Below are 23,209 nucleotides of genomic sequence, written 5' to 3'. Positions count from 1 at the left end.
TTAAAGACGAAGAAAAGGCCGGCGCCCATCAATATGGGGGGCCGGCTTTTTTTAATGCTTTTGATCCATTGCCTGGGAAAGCGATGAAGCAATCGGCACATCCTGAAAGCTGATGCCAAGATTGACGGAGGTCTGGGCGATTTCGGGACGCATTCCTGCCAGGACAGGCTGTACGCCAATCAGCTTTAACGAACGGATCAGCCCGAAAATCTGATGAGCGACGTGAGTACCGATGCCGGCTACCCCGGAAAGGTCAATAAACAATTCAGAGACCTGCTTTTTCGAGCATGCCTCGAGTGTGTGCTCGAGAATTACCGCAGCCCGTTCTTCGTCAATTTCTCCAATTAACGGAAGAAGAGCGGATGATTTATTCAGAGAGATAACCGGAGCGCTCAGTTCATTAATAATGCTTTCCCTCGCTTCTAATTTCTGCAGGAGCAGCCGGTTGGATTTTTCCACGTAAGAAAGAATAATTTGATCCACGCCGTTTGTTACGAGCTCCCGTAGCTGTTCCTTCATATTGGCAGAGAGCTCTGTGTGCTCTTCAGCGTAAAAGCGCTTCAAATAGGCTGTATACTGCTCCCGGTATCTCATCATTTCCCGGACGACTCGCGCATCCTTCGTCCGGAAGTATTTGGGATCACTTATAATGCCGTCTATCCATACTTCAAAGGTATTCTCCCATGTATTCCGGTCCTCGATAAAAATACTCGAGAAATATAAATGAAACTCATACGTCTGAGACTTCAGTTCCTCCACTTTTTTTGGGTCCGTCGTTGCGTAAGCAGATTCCCTATCTGATTCCTCCAACGTTTCGTACCATGAATTCGCCATTTCCGCTGCGTGATTGAAGAAATAGTCACGGATCAACTGGTTGGTGCTCATACGGCACCGTCTCCCTTCTATATGCAGAGTACTCATATCCTTTTCCGTGTTCCTTAAAAAAGGTGAAACCAAACGGGGAAAGTTATGTCTCCGGCTGGAGCTGCCGGGACCTTCTTAACGTCCACTGATCTTTTTCAAGGTGTGCTTTAAAACGGTTCATGATCCAAAGATGAATAAACGCCTGGGTATATTGATAAAAGTACCATGGCATAGCTGGAACATAATCATGTACCGCTACAATGCACTGGTTTGTATGAGGAATTTTACGAAATTCCAGCCGGCCCCGTTCTCCTTCATTTACCTGTGCAAGGAGTCCACCGGTAATATAGTACAGCGCCCGGTCTTCTTCGCTGCGCTCCTTGGAATAGGAGAGCTCGAGAAATGTTCTTTTCATAAAGGCAGGCCGCAGACCGTACTGGTAGCGGTCGGTCGTTTCCACCTTTACGAATGGGCGCAGAAGCTTCGGAAGCCACTTTATATAGTAACGGGCCGTCCAGTCCGCGTCTCTCCCTCTTGGAATGGTGACGCGCTGGACAGAGCGTACATTCCGCTCCACAGGGGCCGGCTTCAGGCGTGCCAGAATGGAGGACTGCTCCTTCCTGCTTTCCTTCAGAGAGTTTTCTGCCGCCTCCCGGAATGGAATTTTTCCATCACTGATGCCCTTCACACTTTTAGCAGGGTCAGCCACCATCGGATGGATCAGACTTTCAATCAGTGGATAAACGAGGCTTTTCGGTGTCCCTGTAGTTACACTCACCCACAGTCTTGAAAGGCGCACGGTGAAAAACGGCACGGTGACTGCGTACCGCTTTTTCCCCATCACCTTTGAAGTGATGTTCATCATTTTCCGGTAGGTCATTACGTCCGGCCCTCCAACATCGATGGAACGGTTGTAAAGCGATTCTTCCCCGATGCTCTTCTGCAGACTGTTTAATACGTCGGCAAGCGCAATGGGATGGGTCTTGGTCTGCGTCCATTTCGGAAGGATCATGACCGGCAGCCGCTTTACCAGCTTTGCGAGAATAGGAAACGAAGAGCCCTGTGGACCGACAATTAATCCCGCACGTATAGCAGTCACAGGCGTCCGGTATGATTTTAGGATATCTTCCACCTCGAGCCGGCTGCTTAAATGGCGGGACAGCCGGTCAGCTTCAGGAATAATGCCGCTCAAATAAACGACCTGCTTCACCTGCTTCTGCTCAGCGGCACGCGCGAAATTATCGGCAAGGATAACGTCCATATCTTCAAAGCTGCCCTGGGTTAATTTGGATGTCGGCATCATCGAATGAACTAAGTATAGAGCGTAATCTGCACCTTCGAGTGCCTGTTCCGCGTCCTTTAATGAAAATAAGTCGCACGAGCGCCATGTTACATGCTCCTCGTTTTCTTTTGTATCTATGTTTCTCGACAGAGCAATAATATCTGCATGCTTTTTCAGTTCCTTCATCAGGTTTCTTCCGATGTATCCACTAGCGCCAGTAATAGCTATGACCGGCCTCCGGCCGTTTATATCCTCCATGCTTGCACGCTCCTTTTCGCTTATAAGCTATACATATACCATTCCCTAATTTCTCCGCTGCTAATTACATATTTATTTTAGAAATAATCCACTGTGCAATTATCACTGTAACAAAACTGACGAGAAATCCGAAAACTACAAAAGCAAGCACCCACAGCCATCCTCTGTCAAGATTCAGACCGGCGAGCAGACCAATCACTGCCCACGTCAACGCTGTCGGCATCGCATATTTTAACGCATTTTCCATTGAGTCATCCCCCCTCTTCTGCTTCTTTCCCGTTTCGATTTCCTCCCAACACGTAAGTTCATCATTTGTTCACAATTATATATTTTCTGTACTTGCATCAATTTGTGAAATAGTGCACAATATAGATAGATAAAGTTTGCTCATTCATTCACATGATTCATATTCGAAAGGGGATTTTATATATGAAAAGAAATCACGTCCACCGGGTTGTTGTTGTCGGAGCCGGCGCTGTCGGCAGCGGCTATGCATTTTCGTTAATTAATCAGGGCGTCGTCGAGGAGCTCGTGATCATCGATCTGGATGAACGCAAGGCCGAAGGGGACGTGATGGACCTCAATCACGGTAAAGCCTTTGCTCCGCATCCTACTAAAACATGGTTTGGCACCTATGAAGACTGCCGGGAGGCCGACATCGTCTGCATTACAGCCGGTGCTAACCAAAAACCCGGTGAAAGCCGTCTCGATCTTGTAGGCAAAAATACCGCTATATTTAAAAATATTGTCGGTCAGGTGATGGATAACGGCTTTGATGGAATATTCCTTATAGCCACCAACCCTGTGGATATTCTTACGTATGCCACTCAGCAGTTCAGCGGACTTCCAAGAGAACGGGTCATTGGAAGCGGGACGATTCTGGATACCGCCCGCCTGCGGTTTATGCTGAGTGACTATTTCGACACTGCTGCCCAGAATGCCCATGCCTATATCATTGGTGAACACGGCGACACGTCGCTTGCCGTCTGGAGCCAGGCAAACGTTGGAGGCCGAAACGCAGTAGAGCTCGCGGATGAAAAAGAAGACAAAAATGTGAAGGAAATGAAAGGCATGATTAAAGACGTCCGCGGGGCTGCCTATGAGATCATTGAGCGCAAGGGCGCCACCAGCTACGGCATCGCGATGGGACTCACCCGTATTACAAACGCGATTCTTAAAAACGAAAACAGTGTTTTGACCGTCAGCGCCCACCTGGACGGCCAGTACGGAGAAAATAATCTGTGCATCGGTGTGCCGGCCATCATTAACCGCGAGGGGATACGGGAAGTGATCGAACTGCCACTGAATGAAGAAGAAGCCCGCGACTTCCGCCACAGCGCAGAGACACTCCGCAACGTATGGGAAAATGCGAACGGACAGGCAGCTAATTAAACAAGTCTCTTATTATACAAATACAGCCCTTCCACTGCGAAGGGCTTTTTCATGTCTCCATTCCCCCTGAAGCGCACGGATTCCCCATTTTGGGGCAATGTATGTTAGAATTTGAAGGAATAGTAACATACTAGTGAGAAGGAGCCTGAATGTATGAGTATTTCACGTAACGATCCGTGTCCTTGTGGCAGCGGTAAAAAATACAAAAAATGCTGCGGCGATCCCGCCAACCAGCCAGCTTATACGACTGAAGAAGTAACCAACATACAGCTGGATCTTGCAGCCGCTGCAAACAAAGACAGCCGGAAGGATTTCAGCCATTATTACCGCCGCGTCTACCGGCCGAACTATTTCCCTTATGCCTGGCATAAATTTGTCCAGAACCTGGCGCTTGCCGACTTTTTACTGCACGGCAACGAGCGCAGGGAATGGATGAACATCCATCAGCAGATAGAGCAGAATAATCAGCACCCGCGGCTTCAGCGGCTTTATTCCAACTGGACCGGACATAACCTGTCACTGTTCCGCCTGAATAAAATGACCGACGACTGGTATGAAGTCACTGACCTGCTGAGCGAGGAAGTTCACCATATTGAGCCACTTTCCTTTTTCCGGGACCTGCAGGAAAACATTGTGTTTCTCGCCTTTTTAGTTCCTGTGGAGGACAAATGGTATCCAATGCTCGGCCTGCTGCCGTTCCATCCGGATTTCGGCGACGACGTCATTAAAAGTGTTACCGGCTCCGTTCCGGATAACGAAGCGGATAAAGCTGACTGGATCACACATCACCTGCCGGACGTGCTTCGCACACTGAAGGACGATCTTCAGGAAAAATACCAAGAAGCAGATAGCACCTCCACCCCTTCTGAAACAGGTTCAGATACTGCGGCCGATACAAAAGAGACCGCTGCGGCATCTACTTCAGGCCTGAATGACGACCAGCAGAAAGTAGTGGACGCGCTCGAAAACTCCGATCAGCTGTCTAAAGACGCAGCAGCTGCAGCTTCAGAGCTGTGGCTCCGCTTTTGCGAACAGGAAAACCCTGTGATCCGCAAGCCGGAAGCCCAGGCAGCAGCCCTTGAATACGCAGTAGGAGGCGGCACTCAGAAGGAAATCGCCGAACGCTACGGCGTAGCCTCGTCCACTATTCGTACGCAGTGGAAAAAGATGGAGCCTTATACTTCAAATGAAAATGCATAAAACAGTAAACGGCCTGCAGGGATTGCTCCCTGCAGGCCGTTTACTGTTTCAGAAAGAGCGTTTCTTTTTTCGTTTTTTCAAAGCAAGCATGCGGCTTCCGGTAAGCGCCAGATGAATAGAGGCAGCCATCAGTATAAGATCAAGCTCAAAGCCCCCAATCAGCCCCTGCTGCCATTTGACCGTTACAATCGCTCCAAGCATAATGAGTGCAAACAAGCCGGCCACAACACGCGTCAGCAGTCCAAGAATCAGTAAAATGCCTCCAGCGGCTTCGATGACCGCTACAGCGAAAGCAGTGCCATCCGGCATTCCCATGCTGCCAAGCGATGCAGTTGAAGCGTCCATCCCGTTCAATAATTTATCAGTTCCATGAGCTAAAAATATCACGCCCGTCACGACCCGGAGAATCAGCAGCCCGGCTTCGATATTTTTCATATGACTTCCTCCTCTTTCTTTTTCATCAGTATGCCGAACTACTGCGAATTTGAAAAGGCACTGTAAGAAGAGACGTGATTTCTGCCTATAAAAAAAGAGACCGGAGCGGCCTCTTGTCACAGTTTTTTCTCAAGCCAGATGCGTTCATCTGTTAATTCCTCTTTAACCTGAAAGCCTGCTGCCTGCAGCATATCAATAAATTCCGGATACCGGTGGGCAAGCTTCGTCTGCACTACCTGATATCCCTGCTCACGGGCATGAATAAGAACGTTGCCGACAAGACGGCTTCTCCATCCGTCATCTTCAAACGCTTCTTCCATTCCGTTCAGCCAGCTGTACCATACGCTGTCATCTTTCGCATAGCTGATGTCGTAGCCGAGTATTTTCCCTTCCTTCCGTGCTACCTGTACAAGGGATGCCTCTGCCTGTTCGAGGGTCTGATGCATTGGTTCCATTTTTTCAAAAAGCTGCGCGTGTAAATATAGGATGCCCTGAAGCACTTCGCTTGGAGGCATACCTTCGTATTTTTCTATCTGCATCGTAATTGTTCCTTCCTTCCATCACTAACTTCTACGGCAAGTGTAGCATATGCGGGCACGGTTTATCTTTCCTACCGCCTTTTTCAAGTTCATGTTACCATGTAAAGTGATATAAGAAGACGTCCCGATACACGAATACATACCAGAATGTAGTTGAGGAGATCGATGAGTCATGGAACTAACATTAAATCTGTATTACCTTTTATTTATCGGCCTGGCATTAAATGCCGTTATTTACGTCATCGCCCGCATTAAACAGCACGGCCGCCGGCACCGATTCGCCGCAGCGAATGTAACATTTATAGCCTTTTTCTCTGTATTAATTTTAAGCATTGTATTCACCCGCTGGATTGGACCCGACTTATTCGTCGTAAGCGTCGGCATGATTTTTATGTTCGTTATCGCCGCCCTGTTGGATAAAAAAATAGGGGCAGCCTAAAAACAGACAGCGGCATTACGCCCTGTCTGTTTTTATTACGATAGATAGCTGCTTAGCATATATCCAGGCATCATACAGATTTACCCTGGAGCCTTTGAATCTCCTGCATTAATAAATTGAGCTCTTTCTGGGCACTGTTTATCGAAGCTGTTAATTTACCAAGTTCGATGTTGGCGGTTTGATACAGGCACTTTGTGAGTTTATCGATAGAGTCAGAATTAGCGATTTTAGCACTGCCTATGGATGGGGACATACAATTTGCAGTTATTTTGAACAGCCTCCTTGAATCACTTTTTAATTGGAGAAGCATCTATCAAATGCATTAGAACCATTATATTATACCTATAAATTCCTATCTATTATAACACAAACGAAGAAAATTAATAGTAATATAGTAATGAACTGGATTCATGATTATTTTCCTCTCCTGGTGAACAATAAACAGGCAGAGCCGCTTAAGCACTGCCTGATTTTATTATGAAATTTTCATCCGCTGAAGGCGCAGGGCATTCAGCACAACAGAAACGGAACTGAACGCCATGGCTGCCCCGGCTACCCACGGAGCGAGCAGGCCGATGGCGGCAATAGGAATGCCGATGGAATTATACACAAACGCAAAGAATAAATTTTCTTTAATGTTTTTCATCGTTGCCCGGCTCATGAGTACCGCATCTGCTGCGCTGTTTAGATCCCCGCGCATCAGCGTAATGTCGGCTGCCTCCACAGCGATATCCGTTCCTGTACCAACAGCCATCCCGATATCAGCTGTCACAAGCGCCGGCGCATCGTTAATCCCGTCTCCGACCATGGCGACGCGACGCCCTTCACGCTGCAGCCGCGTTACTTCGCTGCTTTTCTGTTCAGGGAGTACGCGCGCAATCACACGGTCAATCCCTACTTCTGCTGCAATAGCGCGGGCCGTCTTTTCGTTATCACCGGTAATCATAACGACTTCAAGCCCTGCCGCCTGCATGCGTTCCACTGCCCGTCTAGATGTCTCTTTCACTGTATCAGCTACGGCGATCCAGCCGGCAAAGCGGTCGTTTACTGCTACTCCCATGACTGTTTTGCCCTGCTCCTCCAGCGTTTCGTTTTCCGCTTCTTCCGGAATTCCTGCCACATGGCGCTCCGCCAGCCAGGCACTCGTGCCAACCGCGACAATACCAGCGTCTGTGACTGCAAGCACTCCTTTGCCGGGCACTGCTTCAAACGAAGAGGCCCGTGGCAGCATCATATTTTTCTGCGCCGCATCCTGGACAATCGCCTGGGCCAGCGCATGCTCGGAGGACTGCTCCGCTCCAGCAGCGTGCATCAGCACCTGCTGCTCCGTCCAGTCCGGTGCCGGTACAATATCCGTCACTGCCGGCTCTCCTTTTGTAATCGTGCCGGTTTTATCGAGCAGGATTGTTTCTACTGCCCCGGTGCTTTCCAAGTACTGGCCGCCTTTAAACAGCACGCCGTTTTCAGCAGCCCTTCCGGAGCCCGCCATAATAGACGTCGGCGTTGCCAGGCCGAGCGCACATGGACAGGCAATAACAAGAATGGCAATAGTCGGCAGGAGCGCCGCTTCAAGCGATCCGGGCTGCACAAAAAGAATCCAGGTGAGAAAAGTCAATAGCGCGATGCCAATTACAATTGGCACGAACACGCCGGATACGCGGTCGGCAAGGCGCTGAATCTCCGCCTTTCCGCCCTGGGCTTCTTCGACGACACGGACAATCTGGGACAATGCCGTGTCCTTGCCGACCCGGGTGGCGCGCATGCGGATACGTCCGTTTCCATTCACCGTCGCCCCAATCACCGTGTCTCCCGTGTCTTTTTCCACCGGAATGCTTTCACCCGTAAGCATGGATTCATCCACGGATGAGCGGCCATCTATGACTTCTCCGTCCACCGGGACTCTGGCTCCCGGCTTCACGTGGACGACGTCGCCCTCCTGGACGTCTTCGCTCTTTATTTCTGTTACTTCTCCGCCGCGTTCCACCAGGGCGGTTTCGGCTTTTAACGAAAGCAGCGATTTAATGGCGCGCGAGGTACGTCCCTTCGCTTTCGCCTCAAACCACTTGCCGAGAAGAATAAGGGTAATAATCACTGCTGATGTCTCAAAATACAGCCCTTCGGATGCATTGCCTGTCAGCACAAAATACAGGCTGTAAAAATAGGCAGCTGAGGTTCCGAGGGCGACCAGCACATCCATATTGGCGCTGCCGCTCCGCAGTGATTTATAGGCGCTCCGGTAAAACGTGGAGCCGATCACAAACTGCACCGGCGTCGCAATGCCTAACTGAACCCATGGATTCATCAGTACTTCCGGAGACCAGAGAAAGGACAGAAATCCGAAATGGGATACCATCGTCCATACAAGCGGAAGGGTTAAAAGCGCGGAAATCAGCAGCTGCCATCCCTTTTTCCGCTGTTCTTTTTCTCTCGGATCCTCCGTCTCTTCCTCGGTCCGTTCGGTTAATCCATATCCTAATTTATCCACTGCCTGTTCCATGTCCTCTACAGAAACTTCCCCGTCCAAATAGTGAACCGTTGCACGCTCCATCGCCAAATTGACGGTGGCTTCCGACACGCCCGGCATTTTATTCAGCTTCTTTTCCACCCGGTTGGCACAGGCTGCACAGGTCATACCGGAGACGTCAAACACCGCTTCACTGTGGCGGACGCTGTAGCCAGTCTTCTCTATTTTTTCTTCCATATCGTGTGGTGCTACCTCGCTTGGATCGTACTGCACCGAAAGCTGTTCGGTTGTTAAGTTAACGGAGGCTTCCGAGACCCCGTCCATTTTCCCTACCTGCTTTTCAATCCTCCGGGAGCAGGCCGCACAGGTCATGCCCTCCACGGATGCGTTCCAGCGGGAAAGATTGTTATTGGTTTTATGCTTTTCCATACCGGCACCTCATTTCCATTGCAGGCTTTCTTTTAATATTATACCCCCGTATAGTATTTAGCAAACAAAAACTGTGATAAAAAAGCGGATCGTGCAGCCACGATCCGCTCCTTCTTAATTATTTATGCAGATACAACATCGTATCCCTGGTCATCTATCGCTTCATCAATATCTTTTCGTGAAGTTACTTCAGGATCATATTCTACGTCTACGACGCCTGTATCGAGATTTACTTTCACATTTGAGACGCCCTGCAGTTCACCAACGCTGCCTTCTACCGCAGAAACGCAGTGTCCGCAGCTCATTCCTTCTACCTGGATCGTTTCTTTTTTCATTTCAACCATCCTTTCTCTCCCCCTAATTATATAATACACCGCAGGGGTATTGTCAAAAATCACTTCATCATCCGCCGCATAACGGCCATCAGCTCTTCAATGGATTCTTCACCTTCGCCGTCTTTAATGGCGTTCGCCACACAGTGCGAGGTATGGTCCTCCATTAATGCCAGTGACACTTTGTTGGTCGCAGACTGAATAGCTGCAATCTGGTTTAAAATATCGACACAGTACCGATCGTTTTCAACCATATCGTGAACGCCGCGCACCTGTCCTTCAATGCGCTTTAACCGATTCAGCATTTGTTGTTTATTAGGTTGGACGGTCCTTTTATTGCCTGAAGCATGCTCCATACTGTCCACTCCTTCTTATCGCTTATTTACCGCTAGTTTACTAGGTGGAGCGGCTTTAATCAATTTTTATGATTCATAGAAAAGCACTGTTTTTGTTTTAATTTTTAAAAATTTTCAATTTAGGGTTGCGTAAAATGAAAGCGTTTTCTATAATAAAGTCATTCTTCCAAAACGTTTCGGAGGCTAACTATGAATACCATAAAAGATATCGCTAAAGCAGCCGGCGTTTCCGTCACGACTGTTTCAAGAGCTTTGAATGGATACAGCGACGTCAATGAACAGACGCGCCAGCGTATTCAGGAGATCGCTGAACAGCTGGACTATACGCCAAACCACATCGCCCGCGGTCTCGTTATGAATCGTTCGAAGACAATTGGGCTCTTAACCTCCCAGTCCTTTCCGTCCAATCCGAAGGATACGTTCACACTTGATATCCTGGCCGGCGTAAACGAATACGCCAATGAATGCGGTTATGACCTTATCCTGTTTCAATCCCGTCCTACCGGGGATCGTACGTATTACCAAATGTGCCGGGAACGACAGCTCGAAGGAGTCATTACCCAGAACCTCCCCCACGACCACTCCGCTACCGAGGAATTGGCGGCTACCGGACTTCCATGTGTGTTTATCGACAATCAAGTGGAAAGCGGTAACGCAAGCTTTGTCACTACCGATAACGCTGATGGGGCCCGTCAGGCACTGGCACATTTGATCGGACTTGGTCATGAACACATCGCATTTATTAACGGCCATCATTACGCTTACGTATCCAAAGAACGCCGGAAAGGCTACGAAGAAACACTTCGGGAGTCCGGCCTGCCTTACCGGGAGGAGTACGTCCGGGAGGCAGCCTTCGATGAAAAAAAGGCAGAGCAGGAAGCGCTCGGGCTGCTTAAAGCCCATCCACACATTACTGCCGTCTTTTGCGCAAGTGACTTAATGGCTCACGGGGTCATGCGGGCAGCCCATCATCTCGGGTACGTTCTGCCGCGGGATTTATCAATTGTCGGCTTTGACGACCTCGTACTCGCAGAGTATTTTTCCCCGCCCCTGACCACTGTCCATCAGGACCGGTACACGCTCGGGCGCAAAGCCTGTGAATTACTTATTGAGAAGATTGAAGGACGAGATACGCCTGCCAGCCTGATAATTCCTGCTTCGTTAACCGTGCGGGAATCCACCGGCATTCCGGGGGGCAGGTAGGTTATTTACTGCTTCTTTCTGCCACCCGAAACGTTTCGGATATTTTGAAATCGATTTCACTTAAGGAGGAATAGGCATGAAGAAAGCTGCAGCCGTTACAGGAGCGTTTATAATGCTCACCGGATGTTCAACTGCGGACATCTCTCCCACTGCTGAGGACGAAGTCACAATTACGTACGCCCGCGGTGTGGATACGACTAACGCAACAGATGCCACGATCAAGGCATTTGAAGAAGAGCATCCAAACATCAATGTGGATGTACGGGAGATGCCGCCTGATACGGGAGAACAGCACAACCAGTACGCTACGATTTTAAGCAGCGGCAGTGATGAAATCGATGTATTTGCGGCTGACGTGGTCTGGCCGGCGGAATTTGCCCAGGCCGGCTATGCGCTTCCGCTCGACCGTCTGATTGAAAGAGACAACGTCGATATTGATGCCCATTTCCCGGCCACTATTGAATCCACCTCCTATAACGGACGGCAGTTCGCCATGCCGGCTTATACAGATGCCGGTCTGCTGTTCTACCGTAAGGATATCGTAGACGAACCACCGGAAACCTGGGAAGAGCTCGAAACGATGGCTGCAGACCTCCAGGGCGAAGAAGGCACCTCCTTTGGCTACTCGATGCAGGCTTCCCAGTACGAGGGCCTTGTGACTAATGCCATTGAATACATCGGCGCCTATGGCGGCCAGATCATTAACGAAAATCAGGAGGTAGTCGTTAATTCTCCGGAGGCCATTGAAGGTATCCAAAAAATGATCGATATAACCCAGTCTGAATTTGTGCCTGATAATATTTTGAATTTCCAGGAAATTGAAACAGAAAACGCGTTTATAAATGGTAACACCGTCTTTGCAAGAAACTGGCCGTACCTGCTGTCTACTTCCACCGACCCGGAAATCTCCAATATTCCTGACAATGTCGGCTTCACTACGCTTCCTTCAGGCAGCGACGGCACCGCTTCTGCTCTCGGCGGATGGACCACCATGATCAATAAAAACTCCGAAGAAGTCGATGCTTCCTGGGAATTCGTGAAATTTATGTCCAGTGAGCAGGGCCAGAAAATCGGTGCTCTCGAAGGCAGCCGGGCTCCTACTATTGAGTCGTTGTATGAAGATGAAGACATCCAGGAAGCAAACGCTCTGTTTGCGGATGATGCCTTCGTCGAAACGCTTCAAAATGCAGTACCGCGTCCAGTCACAGCAGATTATCCGGAAGTATCGGATATTATGCAGATTGAACTTTCGCGGGCAGCGGCAGGAGAAATTACGGCTGAAGAAGCTGCGGCCAACATGGAACGCAAATTGAGTGCCGTTTTGAATGAAGAATAACACGGATTCGAAGGAGGAACCCGCATGGCTGGAAAACCCAAACGAAAATTTCAATTAAGCGAAAAACAATTAGGCTACGCAATGGTTGCCCCGGCGCTCATTTTGATTCTTCTTGTTGTTGTATGGCCGATCATGCTTTCCGGCTGGAACAGCCTGTTTGACTACCGGCTGAATGACCCTACCAAGTCGGAGCGAATAATGAGCGAAAGCCTGAACCTCGAGGAATACGCCGATAACCGGTACCTTGTCGAGCAAAATGTCAATGAGTTAAGCGAGGCTTATCCGGAAGGAGAGGAAACGTTCAACGAAACCTGGGCAGTCGTCCAGGAGCATCACGAAGAGCTTGTGGCTGAAGACGCCATGGCTTCAAGCTATCAGGAAGTCAACAGCATGCTGAATGACTACGAGCCGATCACTGACGATAACCTGCGTATTCAATCTATTGATGGCTCGTGGGGAAGCGACTTTGAAGCCGCGATGGATGAACAGATCGAAGCCGTCAACTCCATGCAGCAGCAAGCTGATGGTGATATCGCCTTAGAAATTGGCTACCTGGCCGCTCAGCTCGAAAACCTGCAGGGTTCGGTGCTGTCCTCGAACTTTGTCGGCCTGCAGAATTACACGGATTACCTGCTTGACGGCCGGACCTGGACCGCTTTGACAAATACGACATTCTTTACGATCGTTTCCGTCGGTGCTGAGCTGATCATCGGACTCGGTGTCGCCCTGTTAATCAACCGAACCTTCAAAGGGCGCGGTATCGTCCGGGCTTCAGTCCTCGTGCCGTGGGCTATCCCAACAGCGGTAGCTGCCATGATGTGGAGCTATCTGTTCGACGGACAGTCGGGGATTGTCGCTCACTATATGGCAGCGGTTGGCTTAATTTCTGACCCGGGTGCACTTTTAACGACGGCTTCCGGCTCCATGTTTTCCATCATTTTCGCAGATGTGTGGAAAACGACACCTTACATGGCCCTCCTTCTGCTTGCCGGGCTGCAGACGATACCAAATACGCAGTATGAAGCAGCAGAAGTCGACGGAGCTGGCAGAATACAGAAGTTCTTCTTTGTAACCCTGCCACTGTTAAAGTCAGCGATTCTTGTTGCCCTGCTGTTCCGGACACTTGACGCCTTCCGCGTGTTTGACCTGATTTATGTACTGACCGGCGGCGGCCCGGCAAACGCCACGGAATCAATTTCCGTCTTTGCCTACAAGGCCCTGTTTGAACAGCAGAACTTCGGTGCCGGCTCTGCCCTTTCCGTCATTGTGTTTGTCTGTGTGGCCATCATCAGCTTTATCTTCGTTAAGCTGCTTGGGTCAGACCTGTTTCCGGAAAGAGCGAAAAAATAAGTGGAAGGAGTGACTGTACATGCTTAAAAACCAAGCCGGTATCCGTTTTTACATTTTCCTGGCCATCTTCGTATTTCTCGTTATGTTTCCGTTCATCTGGATCTTTTTAACATCCCTGAAGCCCCAGAATGAACTGACGTCGTTCGCCTGGTTTACATCCAATGCTACTCTTGAATCCTACGCTTCAGCGATTACGACGAGGCCGCTGTTCCGTTACATGCTTAACAGCTTTGTCGTTTCGGGCCTGACTACGGTTTTATCGCTCTTGATTGCTTCTTTCACGGCCTATGCGGTTACGCGGCTGCCTATACGCGGCAAGTCCTTAATTTTAGGTCTTGTACTGGCCTCGTCGATGTTTCCGCCAATTGCAATTTTGTCTCCGATCTTTAACTTTGTGACGGACACAGGACTTCGCAACAGCTATATTGGACTTGTTATCCCGTACATTACCATCAGCCTGCCGCTTGCGATTTGGATTCTGGCCACCTTTTTTCAAAAAATCCCCTGGGAGCTTGAAGAATCGGCCAAGCTAGACGGCGCTACGCCATTTCAGACGTACCGCCAGATTATTCTGCCACTCGCTACCCCGGGTATCTTTACCACGGCGATTCTTGTTTTCGTCGCAGCCTGGAACGAATATCTTTTCGCCCTGGCCATCAACACCGCCGATGCCTGGCGGACGATTCCAGTTGGCATCTCCTTCTATCAGAGCGAATACACGGTCCCGTGGGGCGACATTTCGGCTGCCACCGTCATCGTTACCATCCCGATTGTCATTCTCGTTCTGATTTTCCAGCGCCGGATTGTTTCCGGACTTACGAGCGGGTCAGTAAAAGAATAATCATCACTATATAAAAAGGAGTGGAACTCACATGAAAGCAGTAAATATCGGTGTCATCGGGTGTGGAAGCATCGCAAGAAACCGCCACATTCCAGAATATGAAGCAAATCAACATACCACTATCCGGGCGGTCTGTGACCTCGTAAAGGAGCGCGCCGAAGAAACAGCCTCCCGTCTCGGGGCTTCGGCCTATACGGATTATCATGAACTGTTAAAGGATGAATCGATTGAGGCGGTCAGCGTCTGCACCTCCAACCATATGCATGCCCAAATCAGTATCGACGCCCTGTTTGCCGGTAAGCACGTGCTCTGTGAAAAACCGATGGCGACAAGCGAACAGGAAGCTGAAGAAATGATCGAAGCTGAAAAACGCAGCGGTAAAAAATTAATGATAGCCCACAATCAGCGCTTCGTTCCTTCACACGTGAAAGCAAGAGAACTGATTACAAACGGCGACCTTGGCAAAATCTTCAGCTTCCGGACGACGTTTGGCCACGGCGGTCCCGAAGGATGGAGCATTGACGGCAAGGACAGCTGGTTTTTCCGCAAAGAGGAGGCCTTTATCGGCGCCATGGGAGACCTTGGGGTGCACAAATCCGACCTGATTCAGTTTCTGCTCGGGGAGCCAGTGACCCAGGTAGCTGCTTTCGTGGAAAACAATGCGAAGGAAAATATTACAGTGGATGACAACGCGGTCTGCCTGCTTAGAACAGCGGGAGGCTTAATCGGCACCCTCACGGCCAGCTGGGCGTATGTTCCCGAGGAAGACAACTCGACGATCATTTACGGCGAAAAAGGAACACTCCGCCTTGAAGACGACCCGGTTCATTCGCTGACTGCCCACTACACCAACGGGCATACGGTCCGCTACGAGCTAGGCGGCATTCAGACCAATGACGCCGGCGGCCAGGAAAGCTCCGGGGTGATTGACGCCTTTACCGAAAGCATTGTCTCAAATACAGAGGTTCCGGTGTCCGGCGCAGACGGAAAGCAGGCCCTCGCTGTTATTCTGGCAGCCCTTGCCTCCAGCGAACGCGGCCATTTTGTGGCTATCGGAAAGGAGGGTGTTGAATAATGAAGATCGGCGTTTTTACTGTTCTCTATGCTGATTTGGCTTTTACAGATATGCTCGACAAGGTTAAACGTGCCGGGGTGCAGGCCGTAGAGCTTGGCACCGGCGGCAATCCAGGCAGCGCCCATGCAGACGTAGACAGGCTTTTAGACAGCGAAGATGCACGCAAACAGTTCCAGGAAGCACTGGATGCCCGTGGCTTAACCGTCAGCGCACTCAGCTGCCACGCCAATCCGATTTCCCCGGACCCGGCTGAAGCGAAGGATGCGGACGACACGTTCAAAAAAACCGTGCAGCTTGCCAGCCTCCTGAACATCCCGGTCGTCAATACGTTCTCCGGTGTCGCCGGAAGCGACGAAAGCGCCAAACACCCAAACTGGCCGGTCGCCCCGTGGCCGAGCGCTTATTCAGACATTTACAACTGGCAGTGGGAGCAAAAGCTTATTCCGTATTGGAAGGAAGCGGGCAGCTACGCTAAAGAACATGGTGTAAAGGTTGGCATCGAGCCCCACGGCGGCTTTCTCGTTCATACGCCGTACACGGTATTAAAGCTGCGGGAGGCGACCAATGAGGCAGTGGGAGCCAACCTTGATCCAAGTCATATGTGGTGGCAGGGGATCGACCCGGTAGCCGCGATTAAAATTCTTGGAAAAGAAGGAGCCATCCACCACTTTCACGCCAAGGATACGTATATCGATCAGGACAACGTCAACATGTACGGCCTCACCGATATGCAGCCATACAGCAACGTTCAGTCCCGGGCCTGGAGCTTCCGGTCGGTCGGCTTCGGTCATGGCATGAAGGAATGGAGCGATATGATAAGTGCACTTCGGACATTCGGCTATGACCATGTGGTCAGCATCGAGCATGAAGATCCGATCATGTCACTCGATGAGGGCTTCGAGCGGGCTGTACAAAATCTGAATTCCGTCAACATTTCCGAGCGACCGGTCGACATGTGGTGGGCGTAGAGCCCTCCGTATGAAAAAAGCTGCTTCCCTTATTCAGGGGGCAGCTTTTTAAAATAGGCGATGCTTGTACGCATAAACAACTGCCTGGGTCCGGTCCTGCACCTGCAGCTTATGGAGGACATTGCTTACGTGTACCTTCGCTGTTTTCAGGGCAATAAACAGCTCTTCGGCAATTTCTATATTGGTTTTCCCCTCCGCAAGCAGCCTCAGCACTTCGAGCTCGCGTGCGGTCAGCTCCTCGTGCAGTTCCCTTTGGTCCCGCCGTTTCATGCTTGCCATCAGCTTTCCCGCTACTTCCGGCTCCAGAATTGACTGCCCGTCGTGTGTTTTCCAGATCGCCGCTGCAATCTCCCCGGCCCGCGAGGTTTTTAAAATATAGCTTACTGCGCCCGCTTCAAGCGCCGGGTATACCTTTTCATCATCGATAAAGCTTGTGACAATAATAATTTTGGCTGCCGGCCATGCCTCCATAATTTTTTCTGTCGCCTCAATCCCATTCATATCATCCATCACCAGATCCATGAGAATGATATCCGGCCTGAGTTCCAGAGCCAGCCTGACCGCTTCCCTTCCGCTTGAGGCTTCAGCGATTACTTCCATGTCCGGCTGCGTCGATAAATATGAAGTCACTCCAATACGAACCATTTCGTGGTCATCTGCAAACAGGATGGTAATCATGCCTCTTCCTCCTTCGGCAGCCACGGCACTTTTACATCGATGCGGCTGCCCTCTCCCGGCAGGCTCACTAAATGAAAGTGCCCGCCGATTTCCTCCGCTCGTTCCTTCATCGTACTCAGTCCGTAGCTGTCCGGTTTTTCTTCCTCCATATAAAATCCGACACCGTTGTCCTGGACACGCAAAATAATAAATTCTTCGCGCTGCAGCAATGATACCTTCAGCTCGCTCGCCTTCGCGTGGCGAAGCGTGTTGGAAATGGACTCCTGGCTGATTCGAAACAGCTGGTCCTCCACTCCCTTTTCAATCGGAAACGGTTCAATCACCTGCTTAATCTGAAGCGGCACCTTCGCTGTCAGGTCGTTCAGCAGCTGCGTAATTCCTTCCTGCAGTGTTTGCTTATTCAACGCCGCCGGCCGTAGATGAAGAAGCAGCGCCCGCATTTCAAGCTGGGACTGGTTGATCATCCGCTCGATAGTCTGCCATTCCCGGGAGACTTCTCCGGCTCCGGCCTGTTCATTAACCGCAGATATCATCATGGAAGCCGCAAACAGCTGCTGGCTGACCGAATCATGGAGCTCACGGGCAATCCGGTTTCTTTCCTGCGAAATGACTTCCTGCAGACTTTTTTCCCGGTCTTCAGCCCGTTCTGTGGCCAGCTTCTGCCCCCGCTCCGCCTGCCCCTGCAGCTGACGTTCCACTGCTTCAAGCTCCGTGCGCAGCTCTTCTACTTCCCGGTATATCTCCGCAGGCCAGATATTTTTAGAGCTTCCTCTGCTCAACCGCTCCAGCACAGCCTGCAGCTGCTGCCAGCGGGCATTCCAGGCCCGGAGCGTCAAAAGCCCGAGAGCGGTGCCGAGCAGAACAATCAGAACAACAAACAAAAAGCCATACGGGAGACCGCTTTCAGTTTGCCCCATCAGCACATCCCACATGTCAAAAGGCAGCAGCAACAGTAACGGAATGACGGTGGAGGCGCTGACGAGAAAGGCTGCAGCGATCCCCCATCCGGCCGCTTTCACAAAGCTGTTCATCGTCGCTCCACCTCCAGATCTCCACTGAGAAGCGAGGTGAAAATATAAAGCGTGGAGGCTTCCTTATCTGCCGCAGGAGCGTGATAAGTGACCGTCTGGTTCCAGCGCTTTGCTTCTTCTTTTCCAAACAGGCGCACACGCCCGTATATCGTGCTGTGACGGATAATCACGTTCACTTCGTACGGCACATAAACGGTCACTGAGCCAAGGCCGTGACGGACGATAACCACTGCCTGCGCCGGCAGAACTGTATTGGTGGCATCAACAATTTTATCGCCCACGCCGCCGATCACGTTAATGTCCTTCCAGTGAAACGGCTTCCGTCCGACCTTCTCCCGCCCCCACAGGCGGTTGCCAAGCAGCTGGTCCCGCTCATAAATTTCCACCCTGCCCGCCAGCTCTTCCACCTCTGCCTGTTCTTCGACAGGCTCCCTGCCTGACCGGCGCATCTGCAGAAGCAGCAGAACAAAAAAGGCAATTACCCAGAACTGTACAGCCCAGAGAGTGATCGCTGTAAGGCCCAGGCCGATCCACCCGGTCCACCAGAAAATGGCCGAAAGCGTCCGCCTTTTCGTCCTCTTTCCAATAAAAATAAACAGGGCGAAAAAGAAAAGCACAGGCACTAAACCGGCTCCATGCGAAAAAAATTCCAGTAGGAACAGGAGGATTCCCGTAAAAAACACGAATTGGATCATCTTCGTTGATATGTGGGAAAACATAGGAACCCTCCTTTTTTTGTTTATGTAAGTTAAAAATAGAGACGCCCTGGTCAGCGTCTCTATTTTATCACGCTTTTTCCTGCTCCGCCTCTGTCTTCCGCTTTTCAAGACGGGCTACCCGTTCGTCGAAGGTGGAATGCTCATACTCCTGCTGATGGTGCTGCTCCATACTTTCTAAATACTGCTCTACTTCCTTAAAGCGGGCTTCCGGGCTGCGCCCGCTCTCTTCATACAGCTTCGTAATATTGTGATTGGCCCGGGCTACATTTTCCCGCCCCATCCACTCCATCCGTTTCAGACGCATATCCTTCAGCTTGTACACCATTTCCTGATACCGCCTCTCAAGCGTCTGCAGCTGCTCTTCTGCTTCTTTTTTCATCGTGGCAAGCTTTTGCGCCCGGTCACCGTACTGTTCAATTTCCCTCAAAGCAATCTCATACAGCTCATTCTCTTCGTAATGCTTTACCACCGAGGCCTGCTGCTTACGTTTATCCAGCATGCTTTCTGCTTCGTCCTGTTCGTGCTGAAATTCTTCCACCAGCCGGCGCTGACGGTCTGTGAGCCTGCTTACCTTTTCCGTTTCGCGTTCCGCTTCTTTAATATAGCGGTTGAGCGATACAATCGGATTGTCTGTTTCCTTTTTCATATTCCACCGCTCCCATTCCTGTTCGACATCCTCCTTGAACTGCTGCCAAATGCCCGCCATGGCTCTTTCCTCCTTTTTTATCTGCGTTTTAGTTTTTTCCATTCTTCTTCAAAGCCAGTGAACGGATCTTTCGTTCTGGTCCGGCGGTCAATATCCAACTCATCATCACTCCATTTTTTCACGCTCCAGTATATGGCATACAAGCCGAGAAGCGCGATTACTGCATAGATGTTGGTGAGCGCAAGCAGTATCGCTGCGATGCCCACAATCACCCAGAAAACCCTTGCCGCGGTAGACGTGCTTTCCTGAAACTGGCGGTAGACGATATACGCCAGTGCTACTCCAGCTGCGAGCAGCAGCAGCGGCCCAAGGTTAGATAAAACGATAATCGCTGCGATCGTAATCACTGATGCTAATCCGATTTTTTTCCACATGGTGTTTCCCCCCTTCCTGTACTTTTATCTTACGCCGGTTTCACGGCTTACGGGAGCAGCCCGGGGTCTATCTTTTCTACGCCTCAAGACGTATTTATCATAAAAAAACACCCTTTCTGTACAAAAGGGTGCTTACGTCTCGATCTGCTGCCCAGCATTTTCAAGGGCCCCGATCGTCTTCTTTTTAAATGCATCGTCAACCGGACGGCCGTCCGGACTCGAATAATTCAGCTGATTTTTCGCCGGGAGGTAAACATATCCCAGTGCTTCAAGCTCTCCGCAAAGTCCCGCCGGCAGTCTGCCGGACCCCGTCTGCCGGATAAAATGCTCTGTTACAGAGACTGTGACATCTGTATCCGTCGATCCGGTGTCCAGTATAAATAAATCGTCCTCATTCTGCTTAATCCATTTCCCTTTGGAAAAGAGCGAAAACGTTGATGCTTCGAGGGCGGAAATGCCGCTGAGATTCACGCGGTACACGTCATTAATAACCTGCCGCACCATTTCCCCGGACGGAGGGGAGGGCAGCCGGGCGAGTGCATAATCAAGCAGTTCCTCTTTGCCGGCAGTCTCCCATTCTTTTTCAGTCCATGCTGCAAAAACAGATTGTGACCTCCGGGCACCAGGGGCTTTCGGGTCCGCAGCAATGCTCTGCAGCGAGATGCCGAAAATCTCTGAAACAAGGCGCTCCACCACAGCCACGGTGAGTTTATTTTCATTTTCCACTTTTTCATCCATCTGTTCTGCTTTTGTACTCATACCAGTTCCTTCTTTCAACTTGATATGTAAACCTTCCGGCGTTTTCTGTTTACTCGTTTCTTACCAGGCGGAATCCAATAGACTTCAGCGCTGTTTCCAGGCTTTTTTCGATCATAATATTTTCGCCGAGGATATCTTTTCGTATATCCTGAACAGCCATGTCCGGGCGGACGCCGGTTAGAATAGGGTCAATGCCCATCAGCTTCAGCGCCTGAATAACCTGGGAAATATACGTTGTAAACATTTCATTAAAGGCGGAAACGCCAGACACATCGATCATAAAATAGTCGTATTTCCCGCCGTACACTTCCTGCAGTACTGTTTCCATCAAACGGTTGGATCTTGCTTCATCCATCGTCCCGACGAGCGGGAGCACAGCGATCCCTTCACCTATCGGCACAATCGGGTACCCGAGCACTTCTATTTTTTCATCCATGCGGTCTACGCGAATCAGGTAGCTCAGTAAATTACCAAACGTCTGCATCAACGAAATTTCTTCCTTCTTAAATTCACGCGGCTCGCGGTTCAATACGCACAGTGTGCCAAACGGGCCGCCGTCCTGATCTTTAATGTACACGCCCAGAAAGGTATGTACATTGAAATTTTTCGACATCAGCAGTTCTTTGGTTTCTTCATTACTCACTGCATCGGAAAAATGAAAATACTCCTGGTCATCATTTTTCAGCACGTACTGACAGAACGATGCTTCGTGCTCCACTTTCATTCCTTCAGAAACAAGATCATCCCCACGGTTGTTGTAAGCACTTAATACGTCCATATAAGTATCTTCTTTTTTTGCAATATAAACAGAGTCCACCTGAAGGGACTCAGCGATCACGCTCATGATTTCTTCAGCCATCTCTTCAATGGAGAAAGTGTACCTGCTTGACGGCCCTGATGTTAAACTCACTTTTTCCCCTCCTGTTACATGAAGCTAATACATGTTTGTTCCCTCTTTTGTTTTTTACTAATCTTTTTGTAAACACATTATGCCACCGATGAGTCTTTTTTAACAGGACTTAACCTGTAAATTTTTCTAATTTCAGTATTTTCTTGTTTACAGGAAAAGTGTTCGTATAAAATATAAGAACAAATGTTCGTATATATGGTTTACTTTTTATCTTGAAGATGTCTTTTATAAACAACAGGGGTAAGGAGAGGAGGCATCTATGACACATTCATCATACGCTGATTCAAAAAGAGAAGCATGGGAAGCTTTCAAAGAGAAAAATCATTCGTTCCTGCGCACCCGGCTCATCCGCGAATTTCTGGAGGACACTGTCCATCAGCAGCTGTTAAAACAGGCTTTAAACGATGATGCTGCCTGGGCCCACAAAGCCATTGATCTATCTTTTAAGCGTTACTACCAGGATGTGGTCTGGCGTTCTTATATGTTAAAAACCCTGCACTGGGAAGCCGTCCGCTATGATCGTTATCATCGCCGGCGCCAGCAGCGGACGCCTCTGTCCGACCAGGAGGCACTGTTTGAAGAAACCAGTTCATTTTACAGTGAGGGCTCAGAGCAGAGCCTTGAAGAAGAGCTGCGCCATTATCCGCTCTGGCTCGGCTTTCGTTCGCTGACTCCGTACCAGCAGTGGATTTTTTCTAAAAAATACAGCTGCGGGTGGAAGGATACAGACATTGCCAGCCACCTTCAAATAAGCCGCCAGGCAGTGTCAAACGCCCACCGGAAAGGTTTGAAGACACTTCGCTTTTATGCCGGGAAACGGGAGGAGCGGTGATGCACATTATTGATACCAGTGCCGTTGTCGAACTGCTGGCCAATGTCGGCTTTCCTATTGTTGTAACGTTCTATTTGCTTTTGCGGATTGAACAGCGGATTGAGCATTTACGCCGGGATGTAACCCGTCTGGCGTGCTCTTCACCAAAAAAGGAGGATACAATGCATGATGACTAATAACCGGACCACAAAAAATCAGCGTATGAGCGAGGAAGCGCTGTATGAAGAGCTTCAAAAATTCGAACCATTCATCCAGCAGGCGCTGCGTCAAACTTCCTATCAGGAGCGTGAGGATCTTCAGCAGGAGCTCCGCCTGAAATGTATTGAAAAAATACTCACGTACGAGCCGCCGGAAGTTCCCGGCTTCTGGGAATACAAACGCCGCTACGAGCAGCAGGCGAACGAATAAACCGGCTCGCTCCATAAAAAACAACCGGA

General features: G+C 50.0%; 27 protein-coding genes. 12 read left to right on the top strand and 15 right to left on the bottom strand.

The genetic code is table 11. From position 1 onward, the window contains the following. Nucleotides 1-51: 51 nt before the first annotated feature. The 3 genes from Q9M42_RS05655 to Q9M42_RS05645 all read right to left on the bottom strand — a co-directional run bounded on the left by Q9M42_RS05655 (nucleotide 52) and on the right by Q9M42_RS05645 (nucleotide 2,651). A complete protein-coding gene (locus Q9M42_RS05655) occupies nucleotides 52-885 on the bottom strand; it encodes an STAS domain-containing protein (RefSeq protein WP_322525545.1) in 834 nt (277 codons plus the stop codon). 82 nt (nucleotides 886-967) lie between these two features. Continuing rightward, nucleotides 968-2,404, bottom strand: a complete 1,437-nt coding sequence (locus Q9M42_RS05650) for an NAD(P)H-binding protein (RefSeq protein WP_322525544.1) — start codon at nucleotides 2,402-2,404, stop codon at nucleotides 968-970. A 64-nt stretch (nucleotides 2,405-2,468) separates the two neighbouring features. After that, on the bottom strand, nucleotides 2,469-2,651 hold the full coding sequence (locus Q9M42_RS05645; protein ID WP_322525543.1) for a hypothetical protein: 183 nt from the start codon (nucleotides 2,649-2,651) through the stop codon (nucleotides 2,469-2,471). 182 nt (nucleotides 2,652-2,833) lie between these two features. On the opposite strand from Q9M42_RS05645, the gene Q9M42_RS05640 reads away from it, so the two are divergent. Together Q9M42_RS05640 and Q9M42_RS05635 are read left to right on the top strand one after the other, a co-directional pair. Further along, a complete protein-coding gene (locus Q9M42_RS05640) occupies nucleotides 2,834-3,796 on the top strand; it encodes an L-lactate dehydrogenase (RefSeq protein ID WP_322525542.1) in 963 nt (320 codons plus the stop codon). A gap of 153 nt (nucleotides 3,797-3,949) precedes the next feature. Next, complete coding sequence (locus tag Q9M42_RS05635; protein WP_322525541.1) at nucleotides 3,950-4,996, top strand: SEC-C metal-binding domain-containing protein; 1,047 nt, start codon at nucleotides 3,950-3,952, stop codon at nucleotides 4,994-4,996. Nucleotides 4,997-5,044: 48 nt separating this feature from the next. On the opposite strand, the gene Q9M42_RS05630 is transcribed toward Q9M42_RS05635, so the two are convergent. Then, a complete protein-coding gene (locus Q9M42_RS05630; RefSeq protein ID WP_322525540.1) occupies nucleotides 5,045-5,431 on the bottom strand; it encodes a DoxX family protein in 387 nt (128 codons plus the stop codon). Between the two features lie 116 nt (nucleotides 5,432-5,547). Beyond that, nucleotides 5,548-5,970: a hypothetical protein gene (locus tag Q9M42_RS05625; protein ID WP_322525539.1), complete on the bottom strand. Its 423-nt coding sequence runs from the start codon at nucleotides 5,968-5,970 to the stop codon at nucleotides 5,548-5,550. 172 nt (nucleotides 5,971-6,142) lie between these two features. Between Q9M42_RS05625 and Q9M42_RS05620 the strand changes: the two genes are divergently transcribed. Next, nucleotides 6,143-6,409, top strand: a complete 267-nt coding sequence (locus Q9M42_RS05620; protein ID WP_322525538.1) for a hypothetical protein — start codon at nucleotides 6,143-6,145, stop codon at nucleotides 6,407-6,409. Nucleotides 6,410-6,884: 475 nt separating this feature from the next. Here Q9M42_RS05620 and Q9M42_RS05615 read toward each other — a convergent pair whose 3' ends face one another. The 3 genes from Q9M42_RS05615 to Q9M42_RS05605 form a co-directional block, all read right to left on the bottom strand. Next, on the bottom strand, nucleotides 6,885-9,302 hold the full coding sequence (locus tag Q9M42_RS05615; protein ID WP_322525537.1) for a heavy metal translocating P-type ATPase: 2,418 nt from the start codon (nucleotides 9,300-9,302) through the stop codon (nucleotides 6,885-6,887). A gap of 122 nt (nucleotides 9,303-9,424) precedes the next feature. Further along, nucleotides 9,425-9,637 carry a copper chaperone CopZ gene (copZ, locus tag Q9M42_RS05610; protein ID WP_322525640.1) on the bottom strand — a complete coding sequence of 71 codons (213 nt, stop codon included), beginning with the start codon at nucleotides 9,635-9,637 and terminating at the stop codon, nucleotides 9,425-9,427. A 59-nt stretch (nucleotides 9,638-9,696) separates the two neighbouring features. After that, entirely contained in the window at nucleotides 9,697-9,999 is a 303-nt protein-coding gene (locus Q9M42_RS05605) for a metal-sensitive transcriptional regulator (protein WP_371862273.1), read from the bottom strand. Nucleotides 10,000-10,179: 180 nt separating this feature from the next. Between Q9M42_RS05605 and Q9M42_RS05600 the strand changes: the two genes are divergently transcribed. From Q9M42_RS05600 to Q9M42_RS05575, 6 genes are all read left to right on the top strand, one after another. Then, a complete protein-coding gene (locus Q9M42_RS05600) occupies nucleotides 10,180-11,193 on the top strand; it encodes a LacI family DNA-binding transcriptional regulator (RefSeq protein WP_322525536.1) in 1,014 nt (337 codons plus the stop codon). 76 nt (nucleotides 11,194-11,269) lie between these two features. Beyond that, nucleotides 11,270-12,529 carry an ABC transporter substrate-binding protein gene (locus Q9M42_RS05595; protein ID WP_322525535.1) on the top strand — a complete coding sequence of 420 codons (1,260 nt, stop codon included), beginning with the start codon at nucleotides 11,270-11,272 and terminating at the stop codon, nucleotides 12,527-12,529. Nucleotides 12,530-12,553: 24 nt separating this feature from the next. Continuing rightward, nucleotides 12,554-13,879, top strand: coding sequence for a carbohydrate ABC transporter permease (locus Q9M42_RS05590; RefSeq protein ID WP_322525534.1), 1,326 nt, complete (start codon nucleotides 12,554-12,556; stop codon nucleotides 13,877-13,879). A 19-nt stretch (nucleotides 13,880-13,898) separates the two neighbouring features. Then, nucleotides 13,899-14,720: a carbohydrate ABC transporter permease gene (locus tag Q9M42_RS05585; protein WP_322525533.1), complete on the top strand. Its 822-nt coding sequence runs from the start codon at nucleotides 13,899-13,901 to the stop codon at nucleotides 14,718-14,720. A 31-nt stretch (nucleotides 14,721-14,751) separates the two neighbouring features. Next, nucleotides 14,752-15,795 (top strand): Gfo/Idh/MocA family protein, encoded by a 1,044-nt coding sequence (locus Q9M42_RS05580; protein ID WP_322525532.1) that lies wholly within the window; start codon nucleotides 14,752-14,754, stop codon nucleotides 15,793-15,795. After that, complete coding sequence (locus Q9M42_RS05575) at nucleotides 15,795-16,763, top strand: sugar phosphate isomerase/epimerase family protein (RefSeq protein WP_322525531.1); 969 nt, start codon at nucleotides 15,795-15,797, stop codon at nucleotides 16,761-16,763. Before Q9M42_RS05580 ends, Q9M42_RS05575 begins: the two co-directional genes overlap by 1 nt. Before the next feature lie 48 nt (nucleotides 16,764-16,811). On the opposite strand, the gene Q9M42_RS05570 is transcribed toward Q9M42_RS05575, so the two are convergent. The 7 genes from Q9M42_RS05570 to Q9M42_RS05540 all read right to left on the bottom strand — a co-directional run bounded on the left by Q9M42_RS05570 (nucleotide 16,812) and on the right by Q9M42_RS05540 (nucleotide 21,940). Beyond that, nucleotides 16,812-17,441 carry a response regulator transcription factor gene (locus Q9M42_RS05570; protein WP_322525530.1) on the bottom strand — a complete coding sequence of 210 codons (630 nt, stop codon included), beginning with the start codon at nucleotides 17,439-17,441 and terminating at the stop codon, nucleotides 16,812-16,814. Continuing rightward, nucleotides 17,438-18,472, bottom strand: a complete 1,035-nt coding sequence (locus Q9M42_RS05565; RefSeq protein ID WP_322525529.1) for a sensor histidine kinase — start codon at nucleotides 18,470-18,472, stop codon at nucleotides 17,438-17,440. Before Q9M42_RS05565 ends, Q9M42_RS05570 begins: the two co-directional genes overlap by 4 nt. Next, complete coding sequence (gene liaF, locus Q9M42_RS05560; protein WP_322525528.1) at nucleotides 18,469-19,191, bottom strand: cell wall-active antibiotics response protein LiaF; 723 nt, start codon at nucleotides 19,189-19,191, stop codon at nucleotides 18,469-18,471. Before liaF ends, Q9M42_RS05565 begins: the two co-directional genes overlap by 4 nt. 67 nt (nucleotides 19,192-19,258) lie before the next feature. Continuing rightward, nucleotides 19,259-19,897 carry a PspA/IM30 family protein gene (locus tag Q9M42_RS05555; protein ID WP_322525527.1) on the bottom strand — a complete coding sequence of 213 codons (639 nt, stop codon included), beginning with the start codon at nucleotides 19,895-19,897 and terminating at the stop codon, nucleotides 19,259-19,261. A gap of 17 nt (nucleotides 19,898-19,914) precedes the next feature. Continuing rightward, entirely contained in the window at nucleotides 19,915-20,271 is a 357-nt protein-coding gene (locus Q9M42_RS05550) for a lmo0954 family membrane protein (RefSeq protein WP_322525526.1), read from the bottom strand. Nucleotides 20,272-20,403: 132 nt separating this feature from the next. Continuing rightward, entirely contained in the window at nucleotides 20,404-21,030 is a 627-nt protein-coding gene (locus Q9M42_RS05545) for a hypothetical protein (RefSeq protein WP_322525525.1), read from the bottom strand. Between the two features lie 49 nt (nucleotides 21,031-21,079). After that, nucleotides 21,080-21,940, bottom strand: coding sequence for a GAF domain-containing protein (locus tag Q9M42_RS05540; protein WP_322525524.1), 861 nt, complete (start codon nucleotides 21,938-21,940; stop codon nucleotides 21,080-21,082). A 259-nt stretch (nucleotides 21,941-22,199) separates the two neighbouring features. On the opposite strand from Q9M42_RS05540, the gene Q9M42_RS05535 reads away from it, so the two are divergent. Genes Q9M42_RS05535 through Q9M42_RS05525 form a run of 3 tightly spaced genes read left to right on the top strand, consistent with a single transcriptional unit; the run spans nucleotide 22,200 to nucleotide 23,180 of the window. Then, a complete protein-coding gene (locus Q9M42_RS05535) occupies nucleotides 22,200-22,772 on the top strand; it encodes an RNA polymerase sigma factor (protein WP_322525523.1) in 573 nt (190 codons plus the stop codon). After that, nucleotides 22,772-22,948 carry a YvrJ family protein gene (locus Q9M42_RS05530; RefSeq protein WP_322525522.1) on the top strand — a complete coding sequence of 59 codons (177 nt, stop codon included), beginning with the start codon at nucleotides 22,772-22,774 and terminating at the stop codon, nucleotides 22,946-22,948. The genes Q9M42_RS05535 and Q9M42_RS05530 overlap by 1 nt, the downstream gene beginning before the upstream one ends. After that, nucleotides 22,941-23,180, top strand: a complete 240-nt coding sequence (locus Q9M42_RS05525; RefSeq protein ID WP_322525639.1) for a helix-turn-helix domain-containing protein — start codon at nucleotides 22,941-22,943, stop codon at nucleotides 23,178-23,180. The genes Q9M42_RS05530 and Q9M42_RS05525 overlap by 8 nt, the downstream gene beginning before the upstream one ends. Nucleotides 23,181-23,209 lie beyond the last annotated feature (29 nt).

This window comes from Marinococcus luteus, assembly GCF_034497705.1.
GTDB classification, from domain to species: domain Bacteria; phylum Bacillota; class Bacilli; order Bacillales; family Marinococcaceae; genus Marinococcus; species Marinococcus luteus_A.
Note: the sequence above shows the minus strand (reverse complement) of the source record. Positions and strands in the feature narration are given on the sequence as shown.